5 protein-coding genes are annotated in these 5,082 nt (G+C 72.3%); 4 read left to right on the forward strand and 1 reads right to left on the reverse strand.

Going from position 1 to position 5,082, the window contains the following annotated elements; translation table 11 throughout:
* Positions 1 to 246: 246 nt before the first annotated feature.
* Together HCN56_RS23355 and HCN56_RS23360 are read left to right on the forward strand one after the other, a co-directional pair.
* Positions 247 to 1,659: an NAD-dependent malic enzyme gene (locus HCN56_RS23355; RefSeq protein ID WP_167974300.1), complete on the forward strand. Its 1,413-nt coding sequence runs from the start codon at positions 247 to 249 to the stop codon at positions 1,657 to 1,659.
* 446 nt (positions 1,660 to 2,105) lie between these two features.
* The gene (locus tag HCN56_RS23360) at positions 2,106 to 2,387 is read left to right on the forward strand and encodes an HU family DNA-binding protein (protein WP_167974302.1); all 282 of its coding nucleotides are present in this window, start codon (positions 2,106 to 2,108) and stop codon (positions 2,385 to 2,387) included.
* Positions 2,388 to 2,522: 135 nt separating this feature from the next.
* On the opposite strand, the gene murA is transcribed toward HCN56_RS23360, so the two are convergent.
* Positions 2,523 to 3,851: a UDP-N-acetylglucosamine 1-carboxyvinyltransferase gene (gene murA, locus HCN56_RS23365; RefSeq protein ID WP_167974304.1), complete on the reverse strand. Its 1,329-nt coding sequence runs from the start codon at positions 3,849 to 3,851 to the stop codon at positions 2,523 to 2,525.
* Positions 3,852 to 4,134: 283 nt separating this feature from the next.
* Here murA and HCN56_RS23370 point away from each other — a divergent pair, with 283 nt between their 5' ends.
* Together HCN56_RS23370 and HCN56_RS23375 are read left to right on the forward strand one after the other, a co-directional pair.
* Positions 4,135 to 4,695, forward strand: coding sequence for a YqgE/AlgH family protein (locus HCN56_RS23370; protein WP_167974306.1), 561 nt, complete (start codon positions 4,135 to 4,137; stop codon positions 4,693 to 4,695).
* An 11-nt stretch (positions 4,696 to 4,706) separates the two neighbouring features.
* Positions 4,707 to 5,000: a DUF3039 domain-containing protein gene (locus HCN56_RS23375; protein WP_167974308.1), complete on the forward strand. Its 294-nt coding sequence runs from the start codon at positions 4,707 to 4,709 to the stop codon at positions 4,998 to 5,000.
* The last annotated feature ends 82 nt before the right edge of the window (positions 5,001 to 5,082 follow it).

Here is a 5,082-nt window from a genome sequence, read left to right on the forward strand (position 1 = left end):
GCGCGACGGCCGCGCCGACGCCGCCCGGCGCGCCCGCGGTGCCGGTGTCGGCGCGTCGTTCGGTGGGTGCGGCCGTCGCGCGGTGCTGTGGGCGCCCTGCGCCGGCCCTTCCCGGGCTCCGCAGCCGTCTCTCGCAGCGCGGAAAGATACTTTCATCACAGGGGGGCGGTTACCAGGTACCAGTCGGTAGGTGGGACCATTCCGGAGCAGTACCCGGAACCACAGGGAAGAACGAAGGAAGTCGGCATGGCAACGGCGCCCAGCGTCTCGTACTCGATGACCGTCCGGCTGGAGGTCCCGGCCAGCGGCACGGCGGTCAGCCAGCTCACCACCGTGGTGGAGTCGTCCGGTGGCCACGTCACCGGCCTCGACGTCACCGCCTCGGGCCACGAGAAGCTGCGGATCGACGTCACCATCGCGGCCAACTCGACCGACCACTCCGACGAGATCGTGCGCAAGCTGCGCGAGATCGACGGTGTGACGCTCGGCAAGGTCTCGGACCGGACCTTCCTCATGCATCTCGGCGGCAAGATCGAGATGAGCTCCAAGCACCCGATCCGCAACCGCGACGACCTCTCCATGGTCTACACGCCCGGCGTCGCGCGCGTCTGCACACAGATCGCGGCCAACCCCGAGGACGCCCGCCGGCTGACCATCAAGCGCAACAGCGTCGCCGTGGTCACCGACGGCTCCGCCGTCCTCGGGCTGGGCAACATCGGCCCGCAGGCCGCGCTCCCCGTCATGGAGGGCAAGGCCGCGCTGTTCAAGCGGTTCGCCGGTATCGACGCCTGGCCGATCTGCCTGGACACCCAGGACACCGACACCATCGTCGAGGTCGTCAAGGCGATCGCCCCCGGCTTCGCGGGCATCAACCTGGAGGACATCTCCGCACCCCGCTGCTTCGAGATCGAGGCGCGGCTGCGTGAGGCGCTGGACATCCCGGTCTTCCACGACGACCAGCACGGCACCGCCATCGTCGTCCTCGCCGCCCTCCACAACGCGCTGCGCGTGGTCGAGAAGGACCTCGGCGACGTCCGCGTCGTGATGTCCGGCGCCGGCGCCGCCGGTACCGCGATCCTGCGGCTGCTGCTCGCCGCGGGCGTCAAGCACGCGGTGGTCGCCGACATCCACGGTGTCGTCCACTCCGGGCGCGCCGACCTCGCGGACGCGGACGCCGACACCCCGCTGCGCTGGATCGCCGACCACACCAACCCCGACAACATGACGGGCACCCTCAAGGAGGCCGTGGTCGGGGCCGACGTCTTCATCGGCGTCTCCGCCCCCGACGTCCTCGACGCCTCCGACGTCGCGGCGATGGCCGAGGGTGCCGTGGTCTTCGCGCTGGCCAACCCCGACCCGGAGGTCGACCCGGCCGAGGCCCGCCGCACCGCCGCCGTGGTCGCCACCGGCCGGTCGGACTTCCCGAACCAGATCAACAACGTGCTGGTCTTCCCCGGTGTCTTCCGCGGCCTGCTCGACGCCCAGTCGCGCACCGTCGACGAGTCGATGATGCTGGCCGCCGCCCGTGCGCTGGCCGACGTGGTGCTGGCGGACGAGCTGAACGCCAACTACGTCATCCCCAGCGTCTTCAACGAGAAGGTCTCCGGCGCGGTCGCCGGCGCGGTCAGCCAGGCCGCCCAGCAGTCCCAGGGCGACTGAGCCCGCCCTCCCGCGGGTCCGGCCGACGTCGGCCCGCGGGAGCCGCCACGCGGTGCCTCTCGGCGCCTCCCGCACCCCGCCGGTCCCCGCCGCCGCCCGGGGCACACCGACCCGCCGCGCCTCCCGCGCCGCGGGCGTCACGCGTTCCGCGCGCCCCGTGCGCGCTCCGAGGCCCGGCGCGCGAGCCCCGGCGGGCGCCGGGGAGCGGTGGTGGCCCTTCTCACGGCGGCGCGTCGGGTTGCCCGGCGTCCGCTGCCGCCCTTTAGGGTTACTCGCAGGCCAGAGACAGCGCCGGATTGGCCATAGCGCCCCAGCTGGGGGCAGGATGCGTACCTGGGCGCGAGGGTTCACGAAACTTGACCCGGGTCCAGGAATGTCCGAGGACCCTGGCAGCATCGGCTTCGATCTCACGCCTCATCGGCAAGAAGAACACGGGAGTACGAACTATGAACCGCAGTGAGCTGGTAGCCGCTCTGTCCGAGCGCGCCGAGGTGACCCGGAAGGACGCCGACGCCGTTCTGGCGGCGCTGGCCGAGGTGACCGGTGAGGTCGTCGCGAAGGGCGAGGAGAAGGTCACCATCCCCGGTTTCCTGACCTTCGAGCGCACCCACCGTGCCGCCCGTACCGCGCGCAACCCGCAGACCGGTGAGCCCATCAAGATCCCGGCCGGCTACAGCGTCAAGGTCTCCGCGGGCTCCAAGCTCAAGGAAGCCGCCAAGGGCAAGTAAGCCGTCCCGCGCCGGCGCGGCATCCGCGGTCCGGCGCCCTTCACGGCGAACCGACAGGGGCGGCCGTCCGATCCGGACGGCCGCCCCTGTCGGCGTTGCGGGCCCGCCCCGAACCACGGGGCGGGCCCGGGGAGTTCAGGAGGCCGAGGGCCGCTCCACGCGGGCGCCCAGGCTGACGAGCTTCTCCTCGAAGTTCTCGTAGCCGCGGTTGATGAGGTCGATGCCGTGCACCCGGGAGGTGCCCTGCGCCGCCAGTGCCGCGATGAGGTAGGAGAAGCCGCCCCGCAGGTCGGGGATGACGAGGTCCGCCGCCTCCAGCTTGGTCGGGCCCGAAACCACCGCTGAGTGCAGGAAGTTGCGCTGCCCGAACCGGCAGGGGGTGCCGCCCAGGCACTCGCGGTACAGCTGGATGTGGCCGCCCATCTGGTTGAGCGCCGAGGTGAAGCCGAGCCGCGACTCGTACACCGTCTCGTGGACGATCGACAGCCCGGAGGCCTGGGTGAGCGCGACCACCAGCGGCTGCTGCCAGTCGGTCTGGAAGCCGGGGTGCACGTCGGTCTCCAGCGCGATGGCCTTCAGCGGCCCGCCGGGGTGCCAGAAGCGGATGCCGTCCTCGTCGACCTCGAACTCGCCGCCGACCTTGCGGAAGGTGTTGAGGAAGGTCATCATCTCCCGCTGGCTGGCGCCGCGCACGTAGACACTGCCGCCCGTCGCCAGCGCGGCGGACGCCCAGGACGCCGCCTCCAGGCGGTCCGGCAGCGCGCGGTGGGTGTAGCCGTTGAGCCGGTCGACACCGGTGACGCGGATGGTCCGGTCCGTGTCCACCGAGATGATGGCGCCCATCTTCTGGAGCACGCAGATGAGATCCTCGATCTCCGGCTCCACCGCGGCGTTGGACAGCTCGGTGACGCCCTCGGCGAGCACCGCGGTGAGCAGCACCTGCTCCGTCGACCCCACCGAGGGGTAGGGGAGCCGGATCTTGCAACCGCGCAGCCGCTGGGGGGCGGTGAGGTACTGCCCGTCCTCGCGCTTGTCGATGGTGGCGCCGAACTTGCGCAGCACGTCGAAGTGGAAGTCGACCGGACGGCCGCCGATGTCGCAGCCGCCGAGCCCGGGGATGAAGGCGTGGCCGAGCCGGTGCAGCAGCGGGCCGCACAGCAGGATCGGGATGCGGGAGGAGCCGGCGTGGGCGTCGATGTCCGTGACGTTGGCGCGTTCCACCCGTGAGGGGTCCATCACCAGCTCGCCCGGCTCCTCGCCGCTGTGCACGGTCACGCCGTGCAGCTGGAGCAGTCCACGCACCACGCGGACGTCGCGGATGTCGGGCACGTTGCGCAGGCGGCTGGGGGCGCTCCCGAGGAGCGCGGCGACCATTGCCTTGGGTACCAGGTTCTTGGCGCCGCGGACCCGGATCTCACCCGAGATCGGGGTGCCTCCGTGCACAAGCAGAACGTCGTCGGTCATGGAACTCGCGATCTGGGCAGACGAATACGGACAGGTGGCCGTATCCGATGGTACGGGTGAGCCAGCCGTCCTCCCGCCCCCCGTGCGCGCCGGGCGGCGGTAACCGGACCCCGTTCGGGGCGTCCGCGGCGACGGGGCGCACCACCCGCGGGGCCGCGCTCGAGAGGTGCCGCTGGACGCCCCGTGCGCGGGCGCCCGTCCGCCGGGCGCACGCTCCCTCCGGATCGGCCGACGGTACCGGCACGGCTTCCCGGAGGCCACTCGGGTGCGGAATCATGGGGCCATGGCTGAGCCCCCGCCGATCACCGCCGGCCGCCTGCTGGTGGCCGCCACGGCCCTCACCGACCCGACCTTCCGCCGCTCCGTGGTGCTGATCGCGCAGCACGACGAGGAGGGAGCGGTGGGTGTGGTCCTCAACAGCCCCGGCGAGACACCGGTCGCCGACATCCTGGAGAAGTGGGCCCCGCTCGCCGGCGAACCGGCCGTCGCCTTCTTCGGCGGCCCGGTCGCCCTCGACGCCGTCCTCGCCGTCGCCGTGGTCCCGCGGGGCGATCCGGAGGGGTGGCGGCGCATCCGCGGCTCCGTGGGGGTCGTCGACCTCGACACGCCGCCGGCCGTCCTCGCCGACGCCGTCCGCGGGGTGCGGGTCTTCGTCGGGTACGCGGGCTGGGGCGCCGGCCAGCTGGAGGAGGAGCTCGCCGAGGGCGCGTGGCACGTGGTCGACGCCGAACCGGGGGACGTGCTGGCCGACCGACCGGGCGCGCTGTGGCGGTCCGTGCTGCGCAGACAGGGCGGAAACCTCGCGATGCTGGCCACATATCCGGATGACGCGTCGCTGAATTAGGCTTGGTGACCATGAGCACTCTCGAGCCCGAGCGCGGGGCGGGCACCGGCACCCTGGTCGAGCCGACCCCGCAGACCACGCACGGCGATGGCGACCACGAGCGCTACGCGCACTACGTGCAGAAGGACAAGATCATGGCCAGCGCGCTCGACGGCAGCCCCGTCGTCGCGCTCTGCGGCAAGGTCTGGGTGCCCGGCAGGGACCCGAAGAAGTACCCGGTCTGTCCCATGTGCAAGGAGATCTACGAGTCCATGGGCGCCTTCGGCGGCAAGGGCAAGGACGGCAAGGGCGACGGCAAGAAGTAGTCGCCGGACGGCGTCGGCGAGGACGGCCGGCGGCGTGTCGAGGTCGACGACCCCCACGGAGCCGCGGATGCGCCGCCACCCC

The organism is Streptomyces lonarensis (assembly GCF_012033735.1).
Classification (GTDB): Bacteria; Actinomycetota; Actinomycetes; order Streptomycetales; family Streptomycetaceae; genus Streptomyces; species Streptomyces lonarensis.